This is a genomic window from Bradyrhizobium sp. 141 (assembly GCF_023074055.1).
In the GTDB taxonomy this organism is placed as follows: domain Bacteria; phylum Pseudomonadota; class Alphaproteobacteria; order Rhizobiales; family Xanthobacteraceae; genus Bradyrhizobium.
Genome location: NZ_JADPKR010000019.1, coordinates 12954 through 36012, shown reverse-complemented (window position 1 = coordinate 36012; position 23059 = coordinate 12954). Strand labels below are relative to the sequence as shown.

At 59.9% G+C, this 23059-nt stretch carries 20 protein-coding genes and 3 pseudogenes; 5 read left to right on the top strand and 18 right to left on the bottom strand.

What is annotated here, in order from left to right; translation table 11 throughout:
* Window positions 1-12: 12 nt before the first annotated feature.
* The 9 genes from IVA81_RS06680 to IVA81_RS06640 all read right to left on the bottom strand — a co-directional run bounded on the left by IVA81_RS06680 (window position 13) and on the right by IVA81_RS06640 (window position 8580).
* The gene (locus IVA81_RS06680; protein ID WP_247313998.1) at window positions 13-900 is read right to left on the bottom strand and encodes a type IV secretion system protein; all 888 of its coding nucleotides are present in this window, start codon (window positions 898-900) and stop codon (window positions 13-15) included.
* Between the two features lie 66 nt (window positions 901-966).
* Entirely contained in the window at window positions 967-1665 is a 699-nt protein-coding gene (locus tag IVA81_RS06675; protein WP_247313996.1) for a type IV secretion system protein VirB5, read from the bottom strand.
* A 12-nt stretch (window positions 1666-1677) separates the two neighbouring features.
* Window positions 1678-4047: a VirB4 family type IV secretion/conjugal transfer ATPase gene (locus tag IVA81_RS06670; RefSeq protein WP_247313994.1), complete on the bottom strand. Its 2370-nt coding sequence runs from the start codon at window positions 4045-4047 to the stop codon at window positions 1678-1680.
* Window positions 4047-4373: a type IV secretion system protein VirB3 gene (locus IVA81_RS06665; RefSeq protein ID WP_247313992.1), complete on the bottom strand. Its 327-nt coding sequence runs from the start codon at window positions 4371-4373 to the stop codon at window positions 4047-4049. Before IVA81_RS06665 ends, IVA81_RS06670 begins: the two co-directional genes overlap by 1 nt.
* Window positions 4373-4699, bottom strand: coding sequence for a pilin major subunit VirB2 (virB2, locus tag IVA81_RS06660; protein ID WP_247313990.1), 327 nt, complete (start codon window positions 4697-4699; stop codon window positions 4373-4375). Before virB2 ends, IVA81_RS06665 begins: the two co-directional genes overlap by 1 nt.
* A 124-nt stretch (window positions 4700-4823) precedes the next feature.
* A complete protein-coding gene (locus tag IVA81_RS06655) occupies window positions 4824-5519 on the bottom strand; it encodes a type IV secretion system lytic transglycosylase VirB1 (RefSeq protein ID WP_247313988.1) in 696 nt (231 codons plus the stop codon).
* A gap of 555 nt (window positions 5520-6074) precedes the next feature.
* Entirely contained in the window at window positions 6075-6842 is a 768-nt protein-coding gene (locus IVA81_RS06650) for a reverse transcriptase domain-containing protein (protein WP_256469314.1), read from the bottom strand.
* A gap of 96 nt (window positions 6843-6938) precedes the next feature.
* Window positions 6939-7622 carry an SMC-Scp complex subunit ScpB gene (locus IVA81_RS06645; RefSeq protein ID WP_247313983.1) on the bottom strand — a complete coding sequence of 228 codons (684 nt, stop codon included), beginning with the start codon at window positions 7620-7622 and terminating at the stop codon, window positions 6939-6941.
* A gap of 1 nt (window position 7623) precedes the next feature.
* Entirely contained in the window at window positions 7624-8580 is a 957-nt protein-coding gene (locus tag IVA81_RS06640) for a DUF1403 family protein (protein ID WP_247313981.1), read from the bottom strand.
* Between IVA81_RS06640 and IVA81_RS06635 the strand changes: the two are divergent.
* Window positions 8549-9695, top strand: a pseudogene (locus IVA81_RS06635) (site-specific integrase). The gene IVA81_RS06640 and the pseudogene IVA81_RS06635 sit on opposite strands and share 32 nt — an antisense overlap.
* A gap of 62 nt (window positions 9696-9757) precedes the next feature.
* Here the strand turns inward: IVA81_RS06635 and IVA81_RS06630 are convergent.
* From IVA81_RS06630 to IVA81_RS06600, 7 genes and pseudogenes are all read right to left on the bottom strand, one after another.
* The gene (locus IVA81_RS06630) at window positions 9758-10162 is read right to left on the bottom strand and encodes a type II toxin-antitoxin system VapC family toxin (protein ID WP_247313979.1); all 405 of its coding nucleotides are present in this window, start codon (window positions 10160-10162) and stop codon (window positions 9758-9760) included.
* Window positions 10159-10392: an AbrB/MazE/SpoVT family DNA-binding domain-containing protein gene (locus IVA81_RS06625; RefSeq protein ID WP_247313977.1), complete on the bottom strand. Its 234-nt coding sequence runs from the start codon at window positions 10390-10392 to the stop codon at window positions 10159-10161. Before IVA81_RS06625 ends, IVA81_RS06630 begins: the two co-directional genes overlap by 4 nt.
* Before the next feature lie 370 nt (window positions 10393-10762).
* On the bottom strand, window positions 10763-11380 hold the full coding sequence (locus IVA81_RS06620; RefSeq protein ID WP_247313975.1) for a hypothetical protein: 618 nt from the start codon (window positions 11378-11380) through the stop codon (window positions 10763-10765).
* Window positions 11381-11465: 85 nt separating this feature from the next.
* Window positions 11466-11756: pseudogene (gene repC / locus IVA81_RS06615) on the bottom strand (replication initiation protein RepC); the annotation flags it as partial.
* Window positions 11732-12125 (bottom strand): annotated as a pseudogene (locus IVA81_RS06610) (DDE-type integrase/transposase/recombinase); the annotation flags it as partial. The pseudogenes IVA81_RS06610 and repC, both read right to left, overlap by 25 nt.
* A 658-nt stretch (window positions 12126-12783) precedes the next feature.
* The gene (locus IVA81_RS06605; RefSeq protein WP_346659145.1) at window positions 12784-14772 is read right to left on the bottom strand and encodes a hypothetical protein; all 1989 of its coding nucleotides are present in this window, start codon (window positions 14770-14772) and stop codon (window positions 12784-12786) included.
* A gap of 1204 nt (window positions 14773-15976) precedes the next feature.
* Entirely contained in the window at window positions 15977-16630 is a 654-nt protein-coding gene (locus tag IVA81_RS06600) for a host specificity protein (RefSeq protein ID WP_247313973.1), read from the bottom strand.
* 1245 nt (window positions 16631-17875) lie between these two features.
* Here IVA81_RS06600 and IVA81_RS06595 point away from each other — a divergent pair.
* From IVA81_RS06595 to IVA81_RS06580, 4 genes are all read left to right on the top strand, one after another.
* The gene (locus tag IVA81_RS06595; protein ID WP_247313971.1) at window positions 17876-18034 is read left to right on the top strand and encodes a hypothetical protein; all 159 of its coding nucleotides are present in this window, start codon (window positions 17876-17878) and stop codon (window positions 18032-18034) included.
* A 257-nt stretch (window positions 18035-18291) separates the two neighbouring features.
* On the top strand, window positions 18292-18981 hold the full coding sequence (locus IVA81_RS06590; protein ID WP_247314022.1) for a response regulator transcription factor: 690 nt from the start codon (window positions 18292-18294) through the stop codon (window positions 18979-18981).
* Window positions 18982-19054: 73 nt separating this feature from the next.
* Window positions 19055-20476 carry a type II and III secretion system protein family protein gene (locus tag IVA81_RS06585; RefSeq protein WP_247314021.1) on the top strand — a complete coding sequence of 474 codons (1422 nt, stop codon included), beginning with the start codon at window positions 19055-19057 and terminating at the stop codon, window positions 20474-20476.
* A gap of 11 nt (window positions 20477-20487) precedes the next feature.
* Window positions 20488-21150, top strand: coding sequence for a CpaD family pilus assembly lipoprotein (locus IVA81_RS06580; protein WP_247313969.1), 663 nt, complete (start codon window positions 20488-20490; stop codon window positions 21148-21150).
* Window positions 21151-21193: 43 nt separating this feature from the next.
* On the opposite strand, the gene IVA81_RS06575 is transcribed toward IVA81_RS06580, so the two are convergent.
* Both IVA81_RS06575 and sctT read right to left on the bottom strand, forming a co-directional pair.
* The gene (locus IVA81_RS06575; RefSeq protein ID WP_247313967.1) at window positions 21194-22231 is read right to left on the bottom strand and encodes an EscU/YscU/HrcU family type III secretion system export apparatus switch protein; all 1038 of its coding nucleotides are present in this window, start codon (window positions 22229-22231) and stop codon (window positions 21194-21196) included.
* Window positions 22228-23049 carry a type III secretion system export apparatus subunit SctT gene (gene sctT, locus IVA81_RS06570; RefSeq protein ID WP_247313966.1) on the bottom strand — a complete coding sequence of 274 codons (822 nt, stop codon included), beginning with the start codon at window positions 23047-23049 and terminating at the stop codon, window positions 22228-22230. The genes IVA81_RS06575 and sctT overlap by 4 nt, the downstream gene beginning before the upstream one ends.
* Between the last annotated feature and the right edge of the window lie 10 nt (window positions 23050-23059).

Below are 23059 nucleotides of genomic sequence, written 5' to 3'. Positions count from 1 at the left end.
TTTAGAGTGATCCTAGCGACGCACAATTTGGACGACTTGGCGATTGAGGCTTCTAGGCGCCTGGGTCATGCCGCTCCAATATGCGCCTCCAATATTGCCGGCGATCGCTGGTAGCGCGACAATTAACGCATCACCGGTCAGAAACAACATGTCGAGCTCGTACAAGCCGATGATCTTGGCCGCAGTCGTGCCAGCGAATTTGATTACGCCGAGTATCGCCAAAACACAGGCCGCTTCTGTCGCGACGACGATCGTCGCCACGATATTCAGCAAGAGCAGAAGTATCCCGTAGGTAAGGAGTTGTCCGACCCATTTCGCAGCGCTCTCTCGCGTGCGATCAAAGAGATATCCGACAAGGATCACCGGGCCGATCGCCAACAGCACTTTCGTCAGGATCGCGGTCCCATCGTAAATCGCGAACGCCGTCCAAAGCGTGCCGTACAAGACCCACTGAGCACCTTCAAGGGCAAGGATGTCTTGGCCGTTCATCGGCCCTATCTCGGACGCGACCCGCTGAAACGTCGCTTGAGCTGCGGCAAATATGAAGTCAAGTTTCATGGGAACATTAATCACCCCTGGACCACTGCCGCTGACCCCATGGACAAACTGTGGGATTGTGTCCTCGAATACCGAAACCACGTAATCATGATAGTTCGCCTGCCCAACGACGAGTGCAACGACGATTGATACCGTCATCACTTTCGTTATCCCAGCCCGAGCATCAATTGCACCACGCATCACCAGAATGCCCTGGACCATGATCCAAAGCGTGACACAGGTCACCAGAGGCGCACTAACTGCGCTCTGGATCTTCTCAAGGATAGTGCGCAATCCGACAGAAAAGGCGACATCGAAGATTTCATGTATCGCCGAAAATGGCGCGGGTATCCTGAGAGTCATTTGTTCTCCCTCTTGAGCACGCCTCTTCTTCGCCGGGCGTGGCGGCCACTTGTAGCGCTGCAGCACTTAGGGGCGGAATAGATCGGCGGTCGCCTGGTGCTCTCTTCGCTGGGCCACAGCCTCTTCTGCCTGATGGAGGCCTGCCTGTGCAACGGTCATCGTTAGCAAACTGGTCGCTTGGGCGTTCTGGATGACCGCATCGTGGATCTGCTTGAGAACGAGCCCGTTTGTAACCGTCGCATGCATAATGTTCCCTGAACGCGACAGCTGATTTGGCGTATTGGCATTCTCTGCCAGGCGATGATCCAACGCATTCAGATTGTTGGCAGCAAGACCCGCAGCATTAGCAGACCCTACAATCTGATCATGTAGCAGTGTCGCTTCCGCATCGCTGCCCTTCACCGTGCGACTCGCATCTGATACGATCTCATTCGCAGTGCCCGCGGTTGGTCGCTGCCCAGCAAACATCTGCCTTTCGAGCTGATTGCTGGCTGGGTACTGGTTTGGCTGATTAAGTGAGCCTAATAGGCCGGACACGCCAAATGACGTAGTCAGCATCGATACCATTGCAATTGTCTGTTCCAGGTTCGCTGCAGTGCTGGCTGCCACTGCGATTGTCTTTTCCAAGTTCGCCGCAGTATTGACTGCAGTTGCAGCCGTTTGGGCTTCCACCAAGACATCGCTAACCACGAACTGCGCTCGGGCCGGCCCCGATCCAATGACACAAATCGCCACTACTACTGCCTTGAGTTGAGTACGTTTCATTTGATTTCCTTGTCAATCTTGCGCTTCGTGGTAACGGACCATGAACTTGTCGAGCCACGCAGACGGCTCTTCTCCGTATGTTTCGCGCAGCTGATCGGCAAAGCGCACCGTATTGGCGCGGCCAGACAGCACCGCAACATACTCGTGCATCTCACGAAGATCGAATTCGCAGATCACGCTCCCGCTCTCGCGCTTGAGCAGAAATTTCCGCCTGCCAATCGTCATATCCTCGCGGATCGCGCGAAATTCCTGCTCGGTACATTTCAGGCCTTCGATATAAGCCGACCGCTCAGCCGTCGGGGATGGATAAAGGATTTTCGTCTTACATTGTGCCACGAGGCTGGCACCTAGGCTCGATTCCAGAACATGCTCGGGCTGCTGCGTTGCTAGTATCAACATCCCATTGTTCTTGCGAATGGTGAGCAAGAATTTGTCGACGATCGCCGAGAACCGTGGGTTCAGCAGATAGGCGCGAAATTCATCGCAACTCATGACGAAGCGACGTCCGTCGACTACAGCTCCGACTCGATGCAGTAGATATGTTGCGGCGGGTGCGCAGACCTCCTCGTACTCAAGGATATGCGTCATATCGATGCCCGTTATGAACGAATCGAGCTTTACTTCGTCACGCTCTCCATCGAATGCCCAGCCGAGTGCATTACCTTGGCACCAACGCTGCAGCCGCGCTCCAGCACCTTCGGACGGGCCATGCAACAGGAATTCGCGCAAGCCCGCGAGGGACCGCATATGTGGCTCGAACGAAAGCTGCCGACGAATACCGCGCTCTAGCCGCCGGTCCTCTTCCGGTGAAATGCCTCCACGTCCATCGCTTTCAATCAGCGCCACGACCCATTCGCGGAGAAAATCCCGCGAGGCTGCTGTATTGTCCAGCCCGCGGAGCGGCGCCAAGCCACTGGCCACGCCTCTTCGTAGCGTCAGGTATGTCCCTCCAGTGGCCCGTACCATCAACTCCCCACCACGGTCCTTATCGAAGAAGACGATCGCGCCGCTGCGGTCAGCCATGCTCTGCTCGAACATTGCAAGTATGAACGCCATAAGCGTCGTTTTGCCCCTGCCGATGGGCCCAAATATCGCCGTCATGCCGACGTCATTCTCATGCGGAACATAATCGAATGCGGTCCCACCGTTGCTGCGAAAGCGCGCAACTGCGTTACCCCAGTGACCGCTCATCTTGCCACTGGGAAAGTTCTCGAACGAGACCAACCCGGCGAAATTCCTTGAGGTGATCGCCCCCGGACGCGTGCGCCACTTGTTGTTGCCTGGAAGTTGCGACCAATAAGCAGCTTCCATGCCAATGCCTTCTTGGACTACGACGGCCCCTGCGTCCATCAATCGCGTGCGGGCGCGCGCACCGCGATCCGCGAGGCTGTTAAGATTGTTGGCGTAGACACAGAGGCTCAAATGATGCGAGCCCATGACAAATTCGTTGCTTGCCAGTGCATCCTCTGCCTCGGCTAGTTCCCCTATCTGGGTGATGGCCTTGTCACCGGCACTTGTCATCTGGCTGGATTTAAGGCTGAGCTTCGCATGAGCCTGCGCACGAGTAAGAAAGGAGAAGCTTTGGCTCAAGACGAGCGGAAAATCGGCAGACAATAGGGTGTTGAGCATGCCAGGCCTCGTCTTGGCCGGGTATTCGCGAAATGAAAACATCGCGCCGACGTAACTCACTTGTGGCGTTTGAATCTCTAGCGCCCGCTTGCCGCAAATGACTCGGTCAGTATAGATCGACGCTCCCAACGAGCCGCTAACAAGCGGTACTGGCGTGAAACGGCACGTCACCACCAGTCGGAGTGCTTCCCCGATCTCCGTGAAAAGCACATCATTCTTCTCGCGAAAGCCGAGGCGACGAAGACCATATGCCTCGAGCGCATCCGCCACAACTCGCCAGATGTCTTCCAGATTCCGGATCTGCTCCGCGAAATCCGGCTCTTGTCGTTTGAACAAATTGGCGAATCTGCCTCGGACGTTGCCGAGCGCGGTGCGGGGAAAGACGATCAGGGTAAGGAAGTGGTCGTTGCTGAAGAGCTTACCGGACAGCACACGCTGCTCATAGGCTTCGCTCAGGCTGGCCGCGAAAGCGCTACGAAACTGCCGCGCCGGCGGCGCCGGGACATCGTTGTGGCGCACGAGATGGGCATATATTGAGACATTATCGTCCGCGATGTTGCGGAAGAGCGTGTTGAATGCGCGGCAGCGCGCATTCCGCATCTCAGCGTCTTCCAGCTCAAACGCCACGCCACGGATATGTGCCATACTCATGATCGATCCGTCTTCTAGCAAGACAACGTGCTCACTTAGGTGTCCCACGTAGGGTAAATAGATCTCTCCAGATCTCTCGGACATGCCACTTGTGCCGAGCATCACACCATTCCTCTTCCCCGCTTCGGCACGGCAATCGGGTTTGGGGTGACGCTCGCGCCACCCCAACGAGCTCCGTCAACGCTTCTGCCGGCGGTCTGAAGAAAGAGGAGAACAACACTTGCGGCGTTATAGTCACGCTCCACCGTCAGCCGCGCCCCGTACCACAGTGGTACGAGAACCACTTCGTAGAGCGGGTTCTGGACGATAACGACAAGTAGGCCGGCTAGCATCATGAACAATCCCGCCAGAGTTAGTGGTACTCCGAGAAACAAAGCGGGCCGCGTTGCCGCCACATACAGCGTCGTTTCTTCCAGATGGGCACTCATCAGCCGTTCCCTATGAGGGCTCGCGCAAGAAAACTCGCTCCAAACATAATCACAACCCCTCCGACGACACCGGCAACGAGACCGAGCGATGCTCGGCCGAACATCCACGACACACCGATAGCCACAATGCCAAGCATTGCGAGCGACTTGCCGAACGGGCCAAGGATAAACTGGCATATGTTGTTGAGCATTGCAGCCGGATCGGCACCTTCAGCCGAGGCCGGCTCGATGGATAACACCATCCAGCCGACCGCCCCAATAGCGGCGGGCGCGTACCGGGCCGCCATTCGTAAGTACGCACGGCCATTGTCACAACAGGAATTCATGCAGTCCTCCATCATTCAGCCGGTTATGAATTGATCGTCGTCCCGAGTTGCCATTTGGCGCCTCGTGCAAAGCAAGTCCTATCGACAGCATTCCAGTGCTCCACTCCAGTCGGACCGGTGATGATCACGGCGCTCGTAACGACTTTCGATGTTGACCTTTTTTGCGTGTCGTTGGCGCGTCAGATGTCTTGCTCGCCGAACGATCATGACGCTCATACGAGCCCCACACGTTCCATGTTTCTTCCGGGATCGGAGTTTCAGCCGCTTCCTTCACCTCGACGAGCGACGGCACCATCTGTCGGGCGGCTAACTCGACCTTTCGCACATATCCATTCGTAAAGCCGCGGGTCGGATGACCGGTATTGTAGGCCGAGATCGCCCGCCGAAGCGCCAGTTGCTCTGCCGCGGTGGTCTTACCGCCGGCGTAGCGCTCCTCGAGCAAGTGCGCGGCCGCTGACAATGAGGTGCACGGCTGAAAGGCCTTGTCGGGCGTCAGACCCAGCATGGAAAAGTTTTTCGAATTGATCTGCACAAGCCCAACGTCGACTGAATGTCGTGCTTCAAGGCGCTTCTTAACGCTTTGACTCGCTTGCGCTTGATCGTTCCAGTGAAGGCTCTCGCCGGTGGTGTTGTCATATGCCGCAAGCGGATCGAAGTCACTTTCGACGTTGGCGATCGCCGCAAGCGTTGATGGGGCGACTGACGGAGCGCATTCGCGGGCGAGCTGATCGACTTCACGGACAGAGAGTGGCGCCGCCTCTGTCGACAGGCACATGAAGGTTAGTAAGACGATCGACAGCTGTCCTGTTGCCTTCGACATTCCCTATCTCCCCAATGCGCAATCATTTCCCGCTCGGTCGGAATGAGGCGCTGTCATCTGACACCTGCGCTTATCGGCCGAGACTGTTAACCTATGATTTTAGAGTTGCTCTCTTTGATTTCATCTGAAACAAAAGCCATCTTCATCGCGTCGGTGAGGGTTGAAGCGCGAAAGACGATCGAGTGGAGGCGCCTAATCAATCTCCGCGTCCAACCGCGCTAGCAGGCCATCGTGGAGATCAAATGGTATGCGTTGAGGTGAACGATCGACGTCTTCCAAAAGATACTTCTTCGCCGGAGCGATACGCTACGGGCGGTCGCCGTAGGGCGAAAAAATTGGACCTTCGCCGGGTCCGACGAGGGCGGCCGGCGTGCGGCCGTCATCTACAGCCTCATCGCCACCTGCCTATGCCGAGCGCGGCATAGGGCTGTTTGATCGGGATAGGGGGACGTCTCGCGACGCCACCCACCGGGTCACCGGAGGCGGTCGCCCGCCCCCGGTTCCTACAGAACGTGGCGTGCGGATTTCCCGCACCGACGCTCTTCGACAGTTGGTTCACAGCACTGCAAGCGCCTGCAGCTCCCGATAAGGGAGGCGCAGCTTAGGCTTCAGCAACGGTGTCCGTTCTTTGACTTGGTTGAAGGCGTCCCAAGTGAGGCGTCGGCCTGCCCAGCTGCGGCTGCGCAGCATTCCGCGCCAGTAACGCTCCACTGCCCGATAAACTTTTACGAGGCTCCGGAGATTTCCGGCGACGCCGTAATAGCCATAGTGGCCGCGCAGGACGACGTTGATTTCATCGGCCTGGTCACTGATCTTGTAATGCCGTATTCGCCGCATCAGCTCCTGCAGAGACATAAGGCTGCGCTTTAGCCGAGATTTCTCGGTACGCATCCCAACCTTGAAGTTGCCTCTTTGGTTTCGCGTGCAATAGAGCGTCAGACCCAGAAAGTAGATTGTTTCCGGGCGGTTTCTGCCGCGTTTGCCCGCGTGTCTTTGCGCGAACCGACCAAACTCGACCAACTTGGTCTTGGTCGGCTCTAGAGTGAGACCGAACTTCCCCAACCGGAGTTGCAGGGCCTCCTGTACGCGGATGGCGTCCGATCGATATTGGAAGCAGATCACAAAGTCGTCGATATAGCGCACCAGCCGGGCTTCGCCCCGCAACCGGCCCTTCACCACGCGTTCGAACCAGAGGTCGAGAACGTAATGAAGGTAGAGGTTGCTCAAAAGCACACTGATCGATCCGCCTTGTGGCGTTCCTTGTTCGCTCGGATACACCGCTCCGTCTTCCAAGACACCCGCTTTCAACCAGCGCCGGATCAAGCTGATCAGGCGCGGATCTCCTCGTCACCGCGCGCCGGTGCTTCACCCCACTCCTTCGGTTCCAAGGCCAGCGCTTGCTGGTTGTTCTGCCGCTTTCTATTCACGAGATACCAGTCCTACTTGCTTCTCTCGATCGTTCGGGCCTTCGGCCAAGGGGTCCGGAAACTCTCCCGCCAACATCTTATCCTTACTGAGCAGGCCGGCATCCTCGAGCGCTTCCATGTCCCGAAGATCGCGCAGCATTTCCAAGCCGAAGTGCGACAGGAACGCCTTGGTCGTCACATAGGTGTAGGGCGCGCCGGGTTGCGGGCTGCGCGGGCCGCTCGCGATGAACCCTAATCCGCGCAGACGGCCGATGGTATCGCGGCTGACCTCCTTGCCGAAGAAGCCTGACAATTCGCCGCGGGTGATCGGCTGGTAATAGGCGATGCAGGCGAGGATCAGCGCTTCGGCCTGCGACAACGCCCTGCCGTCACTGCCGGCGCCGATCGCCGAGCGGATCGCCTCGGCGAAGTTTTTCCGGGTGCGATGCTGCCAGCCACCGGCGATGGAGACGAGCTCGTAAGGCCGGCCGCGCAGCTCCTCACGGAGGTCGTCTATCAGAAGGTCGATGCTGCAATCGCGGCCGACCACGCGAGCGAGCGCCTCGCGCGTCACCGGCTCGGGCGAGGCGAAGATCACGGCCTCGACCCGACCCATCCATTCGCGCCAGCGCAGATCCGCTGGCAGGTCCGCCAGCTCGGTATCGAGACCCTCTTTCGGCCGCGCGCGCCGCCCCATCTCAGAGCCCGTACAATCGGAATGTCGGCCGGCCGGTCAGCTCGCGCACAGCGCCGAGCGAGACCAGCCGCTCGAACAGCCGCCGCGTGCTGCGATCGCTCGCCGTCTTGCCGGCGCCGGCGGGCTGGGCATCTTCCACCATCAGGATCCCCACCATGACGCCGGCGTCCTTGCCGCGCAATTTGGGCACAACCGTCAGCAGGCGTGTCGCCCGCCGTGCAAGATCACTGTAGAGGTCGATCGCGGCGACGGCGGCGTTCGTGTAGGCCGCACAGAGTGCGCTCATGAAGGCAGTCTCGCCCTCGAGATGCTGTGGCGCCTTGCGCAGCGCGCCGCGCGTCAGATGGGCCGCAATCAGCGGCATCGGTGCCGGCCAGCGGAGCTGATGGGCGAGGACCGCGTCCGCCAGCCACAGCGGCAGCGCCTCCTCGTTCGGGAGCACGCGCCTGCTCGCGGCGATGATCTCCGCGGCGGCGAGCACCGGCACGGCGTGCTCCCGCATCGTATGCCGGCTTGCGAGTTCGACGATCTCGCTCGGCAGCGAGCCCAGCGGATGGCCGAGCGTGGTCGCAAGGCCAAAAATCCATCCCTCCACGTCGCTGGAGGAGGCCCGTTCGCCGAGCTTGCGCCAGGCGGCGAGAATACGGCCGCCGGGGCCGGGGTCATCCTTGTCGCGGCGCAAATACCAGTGGTCGCGCAGCATCGCCTCGTCCTCCGTGCGCCCACCCCGGCGCGCGAGCGTGGCCGCGCAGGTGAGCGCGAGACGCTGGCGCCACAAGCTGCCGAGCGGGTGCTCGTCGCGGGCAATCGGATGCAGCGCCGCGAGCGCCGCGCCGGCATAAAACACCGCTTCCGTGACGATGTCGGGCGGTGCGCGACGCAGCCAGGCCGGCACCGGCGCGAAGGTTGGCGGGGGGTCGTAAGGAATGCTCGATATCGCCGCCCAGACCCCGGACAATCGCGCTCCGGACGCCTCCGCACCGCCGGACAGCCCGCCTCCTGGCGTCGATCTTTCCGCGGCGGAGGCCTCAGTCGCGACCCGCGGCGGCCTCCCCGCCCCGCTTCCGGCCGCCAGCCTGCCGGCGCATCTCGCGCGCCTGGCCGAGCGCGCCCCCCCCCCGCGGCTATGTCGACGCCGCGAGCTCGGCCAACACCCGCCGGGCCTATGCGTCGGACTGGAAGCACTTTTCCGCCTGGTGCCGGCGCCGGGGCCTCGAGGTCCTGCCGCCGTCGGCGCAAACCGTCGGCCTCTACATCACCGCCTGCGCCTCCGGCGCGGCGACCGCCGATCGCCAGGCGAATGCGGTCGCGACGATCGAGCGGCGGCTTTCGGCGCTCGCCTGGAATTATGCCCAGCGCGGGACGCCGCTCGACCGAGCGGATCGGCATATCGCGACCGTGCTGGCCGGCATCCGCAACACCCACGCCGCCCCGCCCCGCCAGAAGGAAGCGGTGCTGCCGGAGGACGTCATCGCCATGCTTGAGACGCTCGACCGTGGCACGCTGCGGGGCTTACGCGATCGCGCCATGCTGCTGATCGGCTTTGCCGGCGGCCTGCGGCGCTCGGAGATCGTCGGGCTGGATTGTGGCCGTGACCAGACCGAGGATTCTTCCGGCTGGGTCGAGATCCTCGACCAGGGCCTGGTTGTCACCCTGCGCGGCAAGACCGGCTGGCGCGAGCTCGAGATCGGCCGCGGCTCGTCGGATGCGACCTGCCCGGTCGTCGCCCTGCAGATCTGGCTGAAGCCGGCGCGGATCGGCCACGGCCCGCTGTTCCGGCGCGTGAGAGGCCAGGGCAAGGAGGTCGGACCCGATCGGCTCAGCGATCAGCAGGTCGCGCGGCTGGTCAAACGCGCGGCCCTGGCCGCCGGCGTCCGGGCCGATCTGCCGGAGGGCGAGCGGGAGACGAAGTTCGCCGGGCATTCGCTGCGCGCCGGCCTCGCCTCCTCGGCCGAGGTCGACGAGCGCTACGTCCAGAAGCAGCTCGGCCATGCCAGCGCCGAGATGACCCGCAAGTACCAACGCCGGCGCGACCGTTTTCGGGTCAATCTCACCAAAGCCGCGGGGCTCTGAAGCCAAAAGCGCCCCTCCCCCGCGCGAGCCAGGAACGTTGAGGGATGTGGCGCCGAGACCCCTCAGCCGTCCGGTGCGATCAGGTTTAATGACGGAAGATAGGTGCGGTAGCGGCCGACGTCGCGGGTCAGCAGCGGCAGACCGGCAACGGCGGCATGGGCGCCAATGAAGAAGTCGGGGAGCACGCCAGTCCGCGATCCGCCCGCTTTGCGATACTGCGCAAACACCTTGCCGGCCAGAAACAGCCCCTCGCGGGGAATCGGTGCGATGTCGAGACCGGCTTCGTCAATGAAGGCATCCAGACCCTCGATGCGGTTGTACCGGACCGCAAGCTCGGCATAGACGATATCGTTGATCAAGAGCGGTCCCTTGAGGCTCGCCGCCTCAAGCTGGGCCACCGACCAACCCGCCCAATTTGGATCATCGGTGACCAGGTCGAGCAGAACGTTGGTGTCGACGAGCGTCACCCTTCGCCACGCGTCAGCGCCATGATCGCGTCGGTATCAAGCCCTTTGCCGGCATGGCCACGCAGTTTGGCAAAGCGGCTCGCCGGCTGTTTCTTGTCAGCGCGCGCCAGCACCACACTGCCGTCGGCCGCACGCCGGAAATCGACCTTGCTGCCCGGCACGATGCCGAGAAGGTCGCGGACAGACTTCGGGATGGTCACCTGTCCCTTGGCTGTGACTGTCGTGGTCATGGACACAACGATTGTAATACCATATCTTCCAAGAGTATTACCACCAGCGGGGCTTTTCAAGGCCGCGTCGATCGAAATTGTCGCGATCGCAGGACATGCTGTCGGCGGCTTTGAGATCGAACCTTAGATGCCGGGCGGCCGCACCGTTCGCTGCTATCCTCATTGGTCCTCATTGGGACACCCGCGAAATCGAATTGGGACATTCAATAAAACGCCGCCTGCTCGAAATACCTTGCAGGCGGCGCTTATCCAGCCCCGGGAGGGTGATGCAAAATCCCGGCTCTCGTTAGTCTGCACAACCTATGCCAAGGTTTTGTGTCTCGGGGTGAGACGTTTGCGCAGCCGTTCTCTGACGCCGCGCCCTCGCCGCTTACGAATTCAAGCTCTGCCGACACATCAATTCAGGCGAAGCGCGCATGTTGCTCATCACCTCGCCCATCGCCATTCGGAGCTCGTCCTGGGCGTCATTCAGTCCGACATGGCCGGTATAGGCCGCGAGTGCCGCGAATTTCAGCGCGGCTAACATCGCAGCTTCGCTGCCCAGCTCCCGCGAGACGTGCTTGGCCGGATGCGTCTCCAGCACGGAAAAGGCCGACTGGATAATCGTTCGGCCGAGTTCATCGATCAGTTCGTCGAACGCGGCAAGCTCAAGATCATCTTCCAAGCGGCTCGGCCGCGGCACTGGCGGGGCGTTTCGGACGGCCAGCGTCACCTCGCCAACGACCTCGTCGACCAGGCCAACGATCTCGCCGGCACGCGCGTCGAGGGCGTCCCATGGGATGCAGCGTGTCCCGAGGCCTTCCTGGGCACGATGCTCCGCCGGCATTCGTGCCGCGATGCGGGCGTTAATCGTGAGACCTGAGCGATCATCGCCAAAGATCGTCATGATCCGCACGCGAGCCGGGCGGTCGCTGAGGCCGCGCAACTCCTCGGCCCGTTTGAGGGCGGCCGCGATCGCGCCGCCGACAGACGTTGCATCTCTGGTCAAGTCGTCCTCTCCCATCTTTTGTTAACCTTAAAATTTGGTAGCCGAGTCGTCCGCAACGACGGAGTCATTTCCCGCCCGTTTTGGATCATTTCGGCCGCTTGGCGAGAAGAGCCCGCAATTCGGCGCTCGGCTGGAGCCCGCCGCTCTCGGTCGGTTTTCCTGGCTCGGACCGGCCAGGGCCCTGGGTGGGCGGTGTGGTTGGCGGGTTCGATCCGTCGAGCTTGGCGCGCAGCAAGGCCATGATCATCGGCCACACGGAGAATTTCCCGTCCTTGGCACGGTCGGTCAGGCTTCGCAGATAGCCGCCGGCGCTATTGATCTGGTCCGCTTTCTGATGGATCGCGGCGAGCGTAATCGCGGCCTGCTGGTCGCCGAGGGCTTCTTGACAAGCCGCTGCGCAGCGCGCGAGTCTCTTCGGCGCTGGATTAAGACCTCGAGAACGAGCCCTTTCTGGTCAACAGCGCGCCAGAGCCAATGTTGTTCGGCCGCGTCGAGATAGCGATTTCGTTCAGATGCCATTTGTCGCCGCGCGCGGAGCGCGCTGGCGGATCCAAAAGGAGAACGCCTTGCCGAATTTGGTTCCCCGCTGGCGCACGGTTTAATAGGTCACGACAATGCCGCGCGCCGCCAGCATTTCCTCGACCATGCGCGAGCTTATGGAAACGGGAAATACATCCAAACGGCATAGCAGATCACTTCCGGTGGGAAACCATGACGGCGAGAAAGAACCCCGGGCGGTTGGCATGCCGCTCGTCTGCCCGCTCGGCCGCTCCAATTCGTTAACTTGACCGTGCCTTCCGCGCCCTCAACCCTCGGCTGCTCCGTCCTTTCAACGCCATGCAGCTGAAACACTACACTCTTCACGTATTCAAACCGATGCGAACAATTGTTTTCGCGGGCGTCTCCTTTCTTTGAGGTCAGCGACGACTCCTCATCTTGCCCCCGGAGTAGCGGAAAGGGCCGTCACACCCCAGCACGAGAGCCCGGTGCGGCTGGCCCGCACGCGTTTGGCCCTTTACACCGCATTCTGGTGCTCCAGGCCGGGAAGCCCAATCATTGTGGGGCGCTAAGCACGGCGCCGCAGACACTTACCGAAGCGATCGGCGACGGGATCTCGAACACAAATGCGCAAAACTGCTTCATTCACGATCTGAAGCATAGCCGGGTCCTAGGCTATTCGGACCCGGCCATCGCAAGCGCGGCGACAAGCGCCGCGATGCTGTTTTTCAAGCGAAAGGAAGTCGGGGTCTCCACGCTCCCGATCGAATTTCAGTCGGACCCCGTTGTCGATCTGTTCGAGGAGCCCGCGCCGGCTTCGAGTTCATCGAGGATTTCCTCTCGGTGATAACGGTCTGCTTGATGGTGTCACCACAGCGACGCTCTGGCGCGAGACACTCAGGTAACTACATCCTGAGGCGCGCGAACTGCATCGACGCGTGCTCCGCCTCGGGAAGGGAGTAGCATGGGGCGATGCTCAGCAACGACTTACAGAACGCAGGCGTGAGCTTGCCGCGGTGGATCACGACGTTCTTGTGCCCCGTGGCGGCTCGAGCGCTCTGCCATTGCCGATTGTAGCCGCGCTGTTCATTGGACTTCACGTGGCAAGCGGCGAAGTCGGCGCCGCCCAGCGTGGCCAACTGCCAGGCATGTACCGGCAGCTTGGTATGGATGTGCACCCACATCGGACTTGGCATCCTACCACTGCGCAACGCCTTGGGCTGCAGCTTGATCTCGAACAGCGTCGTTGGCTCGATGTTCAAGGCGTGGGGTGGATCCACAGACGCAAGTTCTTCGGCCGCCCGCAACTGTTCAAGGTACGTCTGCGACGGAAACGCGTAGGTCTTCATGCAATCGATCGTGATCGCCGCCTTTCGCGCGTTCAATGAGTTTGCCTGTCCCTGAACCTCGGACAACATCGCCTTAAGCCGGACTAATTTTTCGTGCACTTCAGTCACTTGCGCAGGCGTGAGTAGGCGACGGCGCTCCTCCAGCGCGGCTACACAGGTCTTAATCTCGGCGGCCTGCGTCTGCAGGCGCTTAAGGACGAGATCCACGACGTGGTCGGCGTCCTCAGGCTTCATCTGGCGCGCTTGCGAGACGGCGCTTTGCTGAGCCGGCAGATCGAACTGCAGCAGCTCGTCCAATCGCTTGAGTAATCCCGTCAGTGCGTTCATGGAGGGCGGAGCCTGCCACATCGCCAGGTGCCCGGTCGCCGATGATGACGCCCTCGCGCGTGCCTCCTCTGCACTCGCGAGCTTCTTTGTACCCAGATCCGAGAGTACGATAACCTTGGCAGTCGGGGCTGAGGCAGCATTGGGCCTAGCGAGCTGCGGCTCGCGCAGCCCGGCCGTTGAACTCCTCTCGCCTCCGGCCGGTGCGCGCTTGCCTTTCCCCTTCCTGCGCGCCGCGTGGCTCTCAGCCGCTAAGTCGGTCTTTCCCGATATCGCAGGCTGGGCAGGCGGTTCAATCAGGACCGGGCTCTTTGGCTGCGCTGCCAAAAGTCGCGTGACTTGGTTCGCGGCGACCCATGCACCTTCCACGATCTGGTCCAACTGTTCCAATGGAAGGTCGGCATCCGTTCCAGCATCCCTTAGGCTGGCAACGATGCGTTCCACCCCTGAGGCAAATTCCGAATGCCGTTCCATGACTCCTTCCAGAACGGTGCAGTGCTCCGCGTCGAGTGGCTCTCCGTGCTTGTTCAGAACGGCGTCGTACGTCGAGAAGAATGCCGGAAGAGCATCATCGACATAGGTCCCGAGCAGACGCACCTGCCCGTTCTCATCCATGAGGGCGTCCCTGACGGCTGGTTCAAACCTGCTCGCCTTAGACTCAATCCGAAGTTTCGCGAGCGCAATCCGCGATTCCAGACACATGCACGCCGTATAAAGTGCCCAGCCGGTTTGCACGCGTAGTGTGGCCTCTTCGAGTTTCCGCATCTCGGGCGTCGTGCTTGGCAAGTTGGCAGTGGCCTCCCAGGCGGACCGCATTCGTTCCTTGCACAACATCTTCTTTCCCCACCACTCGATGCAAGGCGCGAGGTGCTTCGCCAAACTGGAAGCCACTCGGCTCAGCTGGTCGGGGGTAGCGTTGGATTTGAGCATCCCCTCGAACAGGTCTACCATACGTTGCTTGCCGTCTAGCAAGGCGTCGGAACCCTCTGCAGCCTTTGCGTCGCATTCGCCGCTCGCTTCGAGCACGAGATCGCGGTAATGACGGGCCTTATCGTCGGACAAAATGCTCGGCGCCACGGCCGGGCGCAGGCTCGCGTAGTAGTCCAGAACTGCCGAGCCTGCTTCGGCGAACCGCTCGGTCAGCTCTTGCACCTCCTCCAAGTTCCGGGCACGGGTGCCCGCATGAGCGCATGCGTCAAGTTCCTCACGCAGGCGGCGCATGTGTCGCTTTGCTGTGTTGATTTCTTCCTCTGACGAGGAAATGGGGACTGCCACACCGGAAGTTGGCGGCTGGCTGGCGACCGGCGCCGTTTCTCCACCCTCCGACACTGAGGGAAAGCCGCGCCGCCGCGCAGTGGCTCCACGTGGCGCAGCGGCTGCACGTGGCGCAGCGCCTAAGATTCGATCTGGGCCAACGGACGGACCGGAAGACCTGTCGCCAAAGGCATCGCCGGCACCGCGCGCCATGCTAGCGGAGGACGTCCCTCTATCTTGGGGCCCAGAGCGCATCCGCTCCACGACGGAATCGAACGATTGACTGCCTCCCCCAGGGGCTAGACTTGAGTGCGAGCGTGAACTGCTCGATCCGGCTCCAGCATCTCCAGTGCGCGATCTTCCAGATCGGCCAATGCCCGTCATATTCCATCTCCAATCAAGTCGAGAATGCGCAGCCTGTCTGGATAGACAGGCTGGCTGACGAGTAGCTGACGAAGGGCGTTTTTCCGGTTGCACAGGAAACCCACATCGCCGTGGATCGTGATCGAGTAGCTCGGCCATTTGGCTTTGCCCCTCACAGATCCGGGCAGACGGCTTTGGCTAGTAGGCCGGCGGAATCTCACCGCCGGCCGCTCATGGATCCTAGCGTGAGACTCTCGCGTCACTGGGCTCCCATCAGGCGAACGAGCCGCGTATGCCGATCTTCCATTGTGCGAACAACCCGGGACGTTCGCGAGATAGTCGTTCGAGAACGCGGCCGGTCTTGGCCTTGCGACCCATAAAGCGTTTGAACTTCCGCATCATCCAAGCCTCGATTGTCTGATTGACGTATCGAAGGATTGACCCAGAGGCGCTCGCCTGAATCGACCGTAATACACAATCCCCGCCCGCAGGAGGGGATTGAGCTGCCGAGCGATGTCAGCCATTGACACATGGGTCCGTTTTCGGAGGTTCAAATCCCGGATTGCCGCCCGCATAACCTTCAGCGCCGAAGCGCTGAGCCGAGGCAGAAAACTGCAAAATGCCGAGGCGTTTTGTGAGTTCTTTGCCCGTCGCGGCCGGAAGCAGTAGCCGAGGAAGTCAAACTTGACGTTCGAAACCGGGCATCTGTCACGCGCGAGGAGCACGATCCGCGCGAGCGCTTCCTTCAAGTTCACTACTGAGATGGCCCTGCAATAGCGAAATACCAGTCAGTTCCAGCCCGCTTTCATCATTCCGAATCGTCTTGTCCCACAGCCAATCTTCGAACAGTGCGCTCCAGGTAATACGAGGGATCATCGTCAGACGAATCCGTCTCGCAGCTCTCTTGACTATCGCTATCCTCGACTTTGGAAAGATACTTTGTAGGCCTGTCTACTCGGTGCCACTGGTCGTTCTCGTTCTTCGTCCACACTTTGGGATGCTGTTGAGGATCAAGCACCCAGTTATTGCGACCCACGTGAACAAAACCCCTTTCCGCTAGACGGGGTTTCATACCTCCTACGCCAGGACGTGATAAGACCAACGGATGATCGCCGTCCATTCGCAGTTCATGCTCCAGCAGGATATCGCCCGCGTTCTCGACGAGCGGATGAGTAACGCGTAGATCTACCACGGACGTGATATCGTTACGCCCGAACTGTTGGCGAAAATGGTCTCCCTTGATCCGGACCGAGCCTCCGGCTCCTAAAAGCCCTACAGTTTCGTCACCCAACCTGATAGCTGAAAAATCGCGCGGGCTTATCCGGATCACCGTAAGTACTGGAATAGCCTCCACCGACAGTTGCAGCCCGCTCGGCTTTCTCCGAACAAAATCCGAGTACTCCTGCGGGTTACTGACGATGTGCATGATGTCACTGGACAAGAATCTCTTCAGTTTGCGCATGAAAGATTCTCGGTCGACGATCTTGATAATGGGCGGATTGGAACGCAAGGAGTATGGCGACGCGCCCGCCGACGACGACCCACCTCGCTCCAGGCCGGCAACCGCTTCCGCAAAACGGATCCACCGATTCTGCCATACATCAGATCGCTCCCGCATTGGCAAAGTGCACGCGATTGAGCTCGTGCGCGGCAAGCTTTGCCAGGAGGATATATAACTTAGCTGACCACAACGTGACCAAAGCAGCTGTCCGCACTCCAATGCGCCTGCCAAGCACTCTGCGGAAGACTTATTGGCCGTCAAGCTCTCTAGGATCGGGGCGCTTCGGCTCAGACGGGACAACTTGCAGACGCGCGGTCATGCACCATGCGATTTCCTGAGCAAGTCGCCCACCGATTCCGAGATGCTGCACATTCTGATCAGACGTAGAATGTCGATCACAACAACATTTTTCCCACGTCCGGATGGAGCAGAACCGACATTGCTGGGCGAGTGACCATGACTGGGTTTGCTAGTCCAGAAGAGTCGGTGCCCAATGTGAGCCTTGCAGGAAGACGCCGTCATGCAAATCACCAAAATCATCGCTCACCCCACCAGAGCTGCCAGCGACAGATTGCGTTCGGTCATCAGAGCATCAGGTGCGACTACGAGACTGAGACACAGACCTCAGACGTGTTGTCACTATCCAGGGTGTGAATGCAATCTATCCAAAGAATTGATTTCACACTTCATGTGCCGCCGGGTAGTGAAAGCGCCGTGCATCACGCAACATCGTAGGTTTGCTGTCGGCAAAGCTGCGATGAGTACGTGATCATGGACACCGCGATCGGATTGTAGGCACGGTTTTGCCCGGTGCGGCCAAGTTCATGTCATCCCCCGTCTTTGGATTGTCCGGCCGTTGAGCAGTTCTTTCCACAGCGTCTCGGTGATTTTATAAAAGTCAAAAATAGGAAGGCGCGGCAGGACGGCCTCGTTATGGCGTTCTCCAGCTGAGCGTAGCCGCGCTTGGCCATCGCTGTCGCTCCGGTGATCGGAGCACGAAGGAGGCTCACCTTTTTGGCCGAATGAGGAAGTTCGTTGCTCAAGCACGGAACGCCTGCCGGCGTGTGAGGCTTTGCAAATTGAGGGCCGCGATGCAAATCGCATATCATCGCTGCTCGCCCATCAAACCTGCGGCCGTGCGGCTGCGCTCGCCATCGGAAGCATCGATCGTGATGAGGAGATTTAGGTCCAGACCATGGAACGGCATTGTCACTGATCGGCCATGTGAATGCATGGATCCAAACCATCGATTTCACCAATCAATGTGTTCTCGGCAATCATCTCGACTTCACGATGTCGGCGACAACTGCCGGGATTGTTCCGGCGCTGAGCGGGTGCTGCCCGCCTATCGATGCATTTGATTGATTGCCACCTATGTCCCGGTGGCAAGAGCACATTCGACGTCACCAAGATGCATGCGCGCCACGTGAGACAGTGAACAACGCCAGTCGAGCTTACAATGGAATCCCGATCCAGTATGCGATTCGCCAGTACCGCTGCTCTTCGTCTATTCCGGATTCCAACGCTTACGCGGAGGCCGGACTGTTCAATTCCGCTCGGGAGTGGTCATGCTCGAACGTGACGTGGTGGTTGTCTTGGGTGACTTGATAGGAGGTCGTGGAATGCGAACGCTACTCGTTGATCATGAGACGGACCCAGCGCGCGTTGTACAAGATGCGCTCTCCGATTGCGGTTTTGCCGTTGACGTAGCGTGCACCCTGGACGAGGCGGCCGCCGCTTTTTGTTGCGCCAGCTATGACATTCTCTTGCTCGAGTTGGTTCTACCGGATGGAGACGGCTTGGATTGGCTGAAGCAGTTGAGACGTGACGGACATTCGATGCCTGCCGTGATGATGAGTAACTTCAACGAGCTCGGTAGGCGGATAGCGCTATTTAATGGCGGTGCGGACGACTTCCTGCCCAAGCCCGTATCTACTGATGAACTCATCGCACGGATGCGCGCTACTCTGCGCCGATCAACGCAAATGACGGCCCCCATCGTTACCTTTGGCAATCTACGATTCGATTCGATCGGTCGGCAAGCATCGGTCAATGGTCGACCGCTGAAGATTGCCCGCCGCGAGGTGTGCATTCTCGAACATCTGCTCAGCCGCGCCGGCCGCACCGTGGCTCGCGCGTCATTGGAAGATAGCCTCTATGCATTTGACGACGAGGTCTCAACCAATGCGCTTGAGGTCGGAATCTATCGTTTGCGCGGTCATTTGAGTCGGTCCGGTGCGACCCTACGGATCAAAACCGCGCGCGGGATCGGCTACGTCCTTGAATTGAAAGGCGCGGCATCGACCGCGTAGTTAATTGAACTTGAAAGAAAAGACCATCTTGAGCATCATTCTTGACAAGCATGCCGGCGTCACTCGAGGATCGATCGCCGCCAACGGCCTTTCGTCCACCTTTCTTCCTTGTCTTTGGCAGCTTTTGTGCGTGGTCATCCTGCTATTCCCGGCTGCGGCCGTAGCTCAGATCAAGCGGGATGATGGAGGTGGGCCGCAGCGTACGGCTGCCGACGGCATTAGCGCAACGCTGACCCTTTCCTCTTCGCTAGGTAAGACGATTCACCTGCCAGCGCCAGCCGCGAGCATCTTTGTCGCAGATCCTACGGTCGCGGACTATCAGGCACCTTCGAACAGGACCATCTTTGTTTTCGGCAAAAAATCCGGGCGGACCACCTTGTTCGCACTGAACGAGGCCGGGGAGGCTCTCGCTGAGCTGCGTGTTGTCGTCACCCAGCCGATCGAGGATCTGCGCGCCACGCTGAAAGCCCAGGTCGGCGACTATCCCATCCAGGTAAGCTACACCCCGCGCGGGGCCATCCTTAGCGGTACGGCGCCCAATGCGGAGATCGTCGATATAGCGATGAAAGTGACCGAGCAGTTTCTTGGGTCTGGTGCGCTCGTCGTCAACAAGATTCAGGTGGCGGGGTCATTGCAGGTGAATCTGAGCGTGCGGGTGGCGGAGGTCTCCCGGAGCGCCATGAAGGAGCTCGGCGTCAACCTCTCCGCTTCCGGTCAAGCTGGCCCTTTCACTCTCGGCTTGGTCAGTGGCAGTGGTGGTGGATACGGCGCGGCGCAGGGCGGCGGTACGGCGAAGATGGGGGTCAACACTGGCCATGTGAACGTCAGCGCTATGCTCGATGCACTGGCTCACGAGCGCCTCGCTTCCGTACTTGCTGAACCGAACCTCACCGCAATGTCAGGCGAATCCGCCAGCTTCCTCGCCGGCGGCGAATTTCCCATTCCGGTGTTGCAGGACAATCGGCAGGTCTCTGTCGAGTTCCGTCACTTCGGCGTCAGCCTGGAGTTTGTGCCGACCGTTCTCAGTAACAATCAGATCAATATCCGCGTGAAGCCTGAAGTCAGCGAACTATCGTCACAAGGTGCTGTCAACATCAACGGCATCTCCGTGCCGGCTCTCTCCACCCGGCGTGCAAACACGGTTGTCGAGCTCGCCAGCGGCCAGAGCTTTGCAATTGGTGGGCTTATCCGGCGCAACTTCAGCACTGAGATCACGACTTTCCCTTGGCTCGGCGACGTTCCGATTCTTGGTGCGCTATTTCGCTCATCGTCATTTCAACAGGAGGAGACGGAACTCGTGATCATCGTCACGCCTTACGTCGTGCGGCCACGATCGAACTCGAAGCAGATGAGTGCGCCCACCGACCGCATCGCTCCGCCCTCAGACCTCGCGCGCAGTCTGACGAACACATTGGCAACGCGCTCGCCTGTTCGCAGTGCTCCCCCGATAAGCGTACCAGGCGCGATAAGGGGCACCGGCCACATCATCGAATGAGGATTCGACCAATGAGATTACGATTCGTGCGTCCCCTCATCTGTCTGACGGCCAGTCTAGGTGGCTGCGCAAGCACCGCGCCGACTTACCTCGAACCGACCGCGCAAGCGATCCTGGTTGAACAGGAGAAGAACGTCTTACTGTTACAGACCCTTGGAGGGCCCGAACGGCAGCGTCTGCGTTATTTCATAGCGAGTACCAGTCGCGGTCGGTATGACGCGCTCCATCTTGATATCGTCGGCTCACGTCGGCTCGGGGCGCAGATAGCAGCTGAGGCCCGCGCAGTGGGCGTCGACGCTCACAACATCCGCCTGTACGGTCCATTCATCGATAGGCGTGATGGCTCTGCCGCCCGAATCGAGGCGATTACGTACGAGGCGCACCCTCCCGTTTGTCCGTCGATTGCGATCGTCGGCCCTTCCGTGAACGACAATTCTTTCGATCCGACGCTTGGCTGCTCGATCCGCAACAACTTGGCGGGCATGGTCAACGATCCGCGCGACTTGATTGACAATCAGGCTGTTGTGCCGAGTGATGGCAATCGCGCGGCCATTCCCGTTGCCACATACAAAGCCTTCGCGACCGGCAATAACAGCAGCTTGGGTATAGCTAACAACAAGCAGCTATCAGATCCCACGTCTGCCGGCACCCAGACCGTGCAGCCGTCTCGATAGCGAGAACATCAGTCATTCGATGCGACCTCATTCACAACACGAACTAGACTTGGCCGGCGGCAAGGAGAGCTTTTGCGACAGCCTCGAAATACTGGACAGGAATGGAATTGCCAAGGCTAGTGTTGCGGATTAGCTCACGGACCAGGACGTGATCATCGACGATACTGAGACGAAGGCGCCTCGCTTCATCAAAGAGCCGTGAAGCCGCCTCGCCATCGCCGCGGCAAACCAGGACCGGGACGCCCGTTTCGCCACGGATGTAGCGTACCCCGACCAGCAGCTCGCGTCCAGTCAAGATCAATGTCGCGCGACGCACGCCGAGTGGAGACTCGCTCGCCTGCTCCCGCCGAAGGCGTCGGTGTTCGCGTTTCACCTCCGGACTGCCTTGCTGCTCCTTGTCCTCGCGCTTCATATCGCTCTTAGTCATGCGCATGCCGCGCAAAAACAACCAGCGCTGGACGAGGAGATCGACCAATCCGCCGATCAGAAATGCACCACTTGCAATCCCGATCAACAGTTTCACTTGAATGAACACGAACTCGAAGCAGCCCGTGCCGCAAACCGGCAGATAGACCAGTGTCTTCCACGCGCCGACAACGACGAGGAGAAAGATCGCGCCGAGGCAGAAGACCTTGAACAAGGTCTTGCCAAGCTCGATGAGGGAACGCAAAGAAGCGATGCGCTTCAGTCCGTTGATGGGATCAATGTTCTCGAATTTCGGCGTCATCGGCTCCGAGGAGAACACTAATCCACCATTGGCCAGGACCGTCGTCAGAATTGCGCAGGTGACCATACTCCCAAGAAGCGGGCCAACAATTCTCAGTGCAAGTTCGGGCAAGACGCCGAGCGCAAGATCGACCGCAATATTGAACGGCTTATCAAGCAGCTTGTCAGCCAGCATGAGCGCTTCACGACATTTGTCGTAGATGGAACTCGCTTCTATCCAGAGATAGCCGAGACCGGCGCAAGCGCTGAAGGCCCTGACTAGATCCGTGCTATGCGGAACCACGCCTTTCTTGCGCGAATCGCTTAGCTTCTTTTCAGTGGGGGCGAGCGTTTTCTCTTCGCTCGTGTCGCTCACTTCAGTTTCCTTTCAAGCCTCTCCAGCTCTCGGCTCGACTGAATGATTTCGGATTGCATGTATTCGATGAGATAGATCGTATAAGTGACCATGACGATCGCAAAGCCTATATTCTTGATCGTCAAAGATAGGTCCCGCGGGTTGAATTGCGGCGCAAAGCGCCCGAGCAGGAGCGCTGATATGTCGGCCAGCAAGAGGAAAGCTACCACCGGTCCAGAGACCAGGACGGCGGTACGTATGATGCTGTCGAGCACGCCCCACAACTCCAGTGTCCCTTGCATGCTCAGCGTGGGTCCAAGCTGATAAGCCGGCCAAACCAGATAGCTGCCGTAAAGTCCGCTGATCATGGTTTGCAGGCCGCCCGATACGACGAAGATGGTGATCGCGGTGGTACCGATAAGCAGTCCCGTCGCCGAAGCCTGACTGCGTGTCGCGGGATCGGCGGGAGTGACCACGCTGCTGATGCCCCTTTGCGCGTCGATGAACTCGCCGACGGCCTGAAGACTCCAGAGGGGAATACTGAGCAGGGCGCCGATCAGCAGGCCGACACACGTCTCCTTAAGACCGAGTAGCGGGATCTTGAGCAGACGGGTGTCCGGATCTAGCTCCTTCAGGCGATCGGCGATGTGCGCCAAGTATGGTAGTTCGAGCGCAACGGCCAGGCAACCGCGGATCAGGCCCCCGATCTGCGGACGCGTAAATACGGGAAGCACCAGCATAATGCCCACGGGGCGGGCCGCACCAAGGCTGGCAGCAACGACGAGATCGATGGTCGCCTGGATCAGACTTTGCGTGCCAGTGGTTGACAGATCATACATGCCGGCGCTG

Bases quoted from the DNA above. Each gene is read 5' to 3' on its own strand.
- IVA81_RS06590 (WP_247314022.1), top strand. From the start codon at position 18,292: ATGCGAACGCTACTCGTTGATCATGAGACGGACCCAGCGCGCGTTGTA.
- IVA81_RS06680 (WP_247313998.1), bottom strand. From the start codon at position 900: ATGACTCTCAGGATACCCGCGCCATTTTCGGCGATACATGAAATCTTC.
- IVA81_RS06645 (WP_247313983.1), bottom strand. From the start codon at position 7,622: ATGGGGCGGCGCGCGCGGCCGAAAGAGGGTCTCGATACCGAGCTGGCG.
- IVA81_RS06665 (WP_247313992.1), bottom strand. From the start codon at position 4,373: ATGAGTGCCCATCTGGAAGAAACGACGCTGTATGTGGCGGCAACGCGG.
- IVA81_RS06675 (WP_247313996.1), bottom strand. From the start codon at position 1,665: ATGAAACGTACTCAACTCAAGGCAGTAGTAGTGGCGATTTGTGTCATT.
- virB2 (WP_247313990.1), bottom strand. From the start codon at position 4,699: ATGAATTCCTGTTGTGACAATGGCCGTGCGTACTTACGAATGGCGGCC.
- IVA81_RS06655 (WP_247313988.1), bottom strand. From the start codon at position 5,519: ATGTCGAAGGCAACAGGACAGCTGTCGATCGTCTTACTAACCTTCATG.
- IVA81_RS06580 (WP_247313969.1), top strand. From the start codon at position 20,488: ATGAGATTACGATTCGTGCGTCCCCTCATCTGTCTGACGGCCAGTCTA.
- sctT (WP_247313966.1), bottom strand. From the start codon at position 23,049: ATGTATGATCTGTCAACCACTGGCACGCAAAGTCTGATCCAGGCGACC.
- IVA81_RS06625 (WP_247313977.1), bottom strand. From the start codon at position 10,392: ATGACCACGACAGTCACAGCCAAGGGACAGGTGACCATCCCGAAGTCT.
- IVA81_RS06600 (WP_247313973.1), bottom strand. From the start codon at position 16,630: ATGCGCAAACTGAAGAGATTCTTGTCCAGTGACATCATGCACATCGTC.
- IVA81_RS06670 (WP_247313994.1), bottom strand. From the start codon at position 4,047: ATGCTCGGCACAAGTGGCATGTCCGAGAGATCTGGAGAGATCTATTTA.
- IVA81_RS06605 (WP_346659145.1), bottom strand. From the start codon at position 14,772: ATGCGCCGCCTGCGTGAGGAACTTGACGCATGCGCTCATGCGGGCACC.